This window comes from Streptomyces beijiangensis (assembly GCF_017315755.1).
Taxonomy (GTDB): domain Bacteria; phylum Actinomycetota; class Actinomycetes; order Streptomycetales; family Streptomycetaceae; genus Streptomyces; species Streptomyces beijiangensis.
Genome location: NZ_JAFLRJ010000615.1, coordinates 1 through 2,977, shown reverse-complemented (window position 1 = coordinate 2,977; position 2,977 = coordinate 1). Strand labels below are relative to the sequence as shown.

Sequence of the window (2,977 nt, the reverse complement as noted above, 5' to 3'; positions counted from 1 at the left end):
GACGTCGTCCCGCCGGGTGGGGTGCTGGGGGTGGTGTCGTCGGCGTGCGCGACTGTGACTGAGGTCAGGAGCAGGGCTGTGGTGAGGGTTGCTGCTGCCAGGTAGCGGTGACGGGTAATCGGCATCGGGTCACTCGCCATCGGAGAGATCGATGTTCGCTGGGGGCAGGTCGGCGATCTGGAACTCGACCGTCTTGGCACTGGCGGGCGGTGCCGGGAACTGGGCGTAATAGGTGCGCTCCTCGCCCGGCTTGAAGGGGCCGATGAATTTGGTGCAGAGGCAGCGACCACTGGTATCGCGAAGGATCAGGTACTTCTTCTTGCCGTTCTTATCCACCAGCGAAGCACCAGCCATAGAGGCCGAGTTGTTCGCGAGCTCCTGTTCGTCACCGGCCCACGAGCCAGGGGTCCAGTACTTGCTGCTGCCGTTCGTAACCTTGCCGCTCACCGTGACGAATCCTCCCGTATCCCGCACGGCAGAAGTGACGGTCAGCGTGATGTTGTCGCCGCTCTTGACCTGAGCCAGCGTCGTGGTCGCCTCCGGGGACGCGGACTCTGGTGTCTTGTCACCGCTCTGAGTCTTCGGCTTTGCAGGAGACGACGCGCTCGACTTGCCCTTGCCGTCCCCGCTGCCGCCGCAACCGGCCACCGTGAGGGTCAAGCCACCTGCGATCGCCACAGCGGCCAGCGCCCTGCGGGCCTTCCTCGTGTGCCGCATGCTCATCTCTCCCACTCACTCAGCCAGATGTACCGAGAACAGGTCCTTCGCCTCGGGTAGCGCAGGGTCGTCAAGGTGCTTGGGGTCGATCTTCCAGTGTCGGCCGCCGTCGCAGTCGAATTCGATGAAATCCGTAGCACCGCCCGGGGTGACGGAGCAGCGCGGTTCGATGACGGCAACGGCATGAGCCTTGGCGTGGCTTGTAGAGGTCACAGGCAGAACCGACTTGCCGGCCGTGTAGTTGGTCGTGATGCTCGCCTCGAAGGCGGGATAGTTCTTGACCGTCGTCGGCGCGAGCACGTTGAGCGTGGACTTATTGTCGGAGGCGAGCTGAGCGGCTGCGCCCTCGCCCATCCCCTGGGGCAGCTTCTCCAGGAGGAGCCACTGGACCCACTCGTCGCCGTTGTCGAGCGAGCCGACGAAGTCGGTCATGAGCTCGCCATTCCGCACTTCCTGGGCTGCAGCCAGCGCGGATGCATCAGCAGCCGACTGCGCTCCGTTGCGTGCAACCGCTGCCTGCGCGAATGCGAAGTAGGCGAACGCGAGAAAGAGCAGGCTCCCCACCACAACAACGTAGATGGGGATGGTCTGCCCTCGGTCGTCCCCCTGGCGCGAGAGCATCAGCCGCCGGTGATCTGGCCCACGGCGTTGCTGATCGCAGACGAAATGATCCCCTGCAACCCCAACCCCCGAACCGCCACCACAATCAGCGCCACGATCACCAGCAGCCCGCCGTACTCCACCACGCTCGCCCCGCTGTCCCCCGCCCGCTTCCGCATCCGCGTCACCACCGTGTTGCGCCATCCCCCCACCGCAAGCTGCGCCCTGGTGGTCGCCTTCAGCAGTGTGATGTGTCGCTTTGCCATGGTGATGAACCCCTCTTGATGCTTGTGCGGTCGTCCCCGTGTCCTCTGCAACGTACGAGGAACCGGCCCCTCCGGCAGAGGGCCCACGGGCCCAACTCCGGGCCCAAAGCAGCTCAGCCACGTCTTCCGCCCCCCGACCCCGTCGCCCCGAGCCAGACCGCGATTGCCTCGCCCCTGCTCAGGCACTGCAGCTTCGCGAAGATGCGGTTGATGTGGTTCTTGACCGTCTTCTCGCTGATGAAGCAGGTGGCGGCGACCTGCTGGTTGTTCATGCCCGAAGCGATCAGGTTCATCACCTCCACCTCCCTCGAACTCAGCCCGAAGTCGCGCCTGTTGTGCACAGGGTGAGGAAACCTCTGCTGAGACTGTGCCACAACTGGTTGCACTTGCGAAGACGTTTCGGGGAACCTGGTGGTTCCGCCGTACGGCGTTCCCGTTGCGTACACCGCCCCCAGCCCCTCCGGGAGCCCGACCGCGCCCGTCGTTCCCCGTACATGCGCGAGCAACGCGTCCTGCGCCGACGCCGAGAAATGGGCCCGGCCGCTCTTGATGTCCCGTACTGCGCCCACCAGTTGGTCCGCCGTGAATTCTCCGTGCACCAAGTAGCCGCCCGCACCCAGCCGCAGCGCCTCCTGGACGATCTCGCTCTCGCGGCTGTACGTCAGCATCATCACCGGTGCGATTCCCACCAGGTGGGGCAGCGCCGAGATGCCGTCCACGCCCGGCATCCGTACGTCCAGCAGGATCACGTCCGGGCGGTGCCGTTCCGCCTGGGTCAGGGCCTGGCGGCCGTCCGCCGCCTCTGCGACGACCTGGATGTCGTCGCGGGCATCGAGCAGGGCGGTCAGGCCTGCCCGTACGACCGGATTGTCGTCGGCGATCACCACCCGCAGCGCCAGGGCATTGGCCGAAGGCGGCGGGGGCGGAGGTGGAGGCGGGGACAGGGCGCGGCCCGCCGACGGGGTGTGCTCCGAGCTGGGCTCGACCGTGTGGGAGTGGGTGTGCTGGGACACGTGGTAGGAGCTCTCTTCAGACACTGACCGCTCCCCTTTCGGTTGAGGAGGCCATGGGGGACGGGCCCAGCGCGGCCGTCGGGAGGTCCACGCGGACTTCCGTACCGCCCTCGCTCCTCCCCCGGCCGATACGGATGCGCGCGCCGATGCCGGCCGCGCGCTCGACCATGCCGACCAGACCGAAGTGGCCCGCCCGGCGGAGGTCTTCGAGGGACGTGCCGCGCGGGAGGCCGGATCCGTTGTCGAGGACCGAGAGGTGCAGGTCCGTGGCGATGATGCCGATCTCGACCGTGATGCGGGTCGCGTGGGCGTGGCGGTGGGCGTTCTCCAGCGCCTCGGTCGCGATGGTGAGGAGCTGGCGGGCGACCGCGTGCGGGAGGG

At 67.1% G+C, this 2,977-nt stretch carries 5 protein-coding genes; all 5 read right to left on the bottom strand.

The annotated features are described in order from the left end of the window. Positions 1 to 129: 129 nt before the first annotated feature. Positions 130 to 723, bottom strand: coding sequence for a hypothetical protein (locus J0695_RS37540; protein WP_206969251.1), 594 nt, complete (start codon positions 721 to 723; stop codon positions 130 to 132). A gap of 9 nt (positions 724 to 732) precedes the next feature. Then, positions 733 to 1,338: a pilus assembly protein TadG-related protein gene (locus J0695_RS37535; protein ID WP_206969249.1), complete on the bottom strand. Its 606-nt coding sequence runs from the start codon at positions 1,336 to 1,338 to the stop codon at positions 733 to 735. Further along, positions 1,338 to 1,583: a hypothetical protein gene (locus tag J0695_RS37530; RefSeq protein WP_206969254.1), complete on the bottom strand. Its 246-nt coding sequence runs from the start codon at positions 1,581 to 1,583 to the stop codon at positions 1,338 to 1,340. The genes J0695_RS37535 and J0695_RS37530 overlap by 1 nt, the downstream gene beginning before the upstream one ends. Before the next feature lie 113 nt (positions 1,584 to 1,696). Continuing rightward, positions 1,697 to 2,620: a response regulator gene (locus J0695_RS37525; protein ID WP_372445895.1), complete on the bottom strand. Its 924-nt coding sequence runs from the start codon at positions 2,618 to 2,620 to the stop codon at positions 1,697 to 1,699. Beyond that, on the bottom strand, positions 2,613 to 2,977 hold a 365-nt coding region (locus J0695_RS37520; RefSeq protein WP_372445894.1), incomplete at its 5' end, for an ATP-binding protein. The genes J0695_RS37525 and J0695_RS37520, both read right to left, overlap by 8 nt.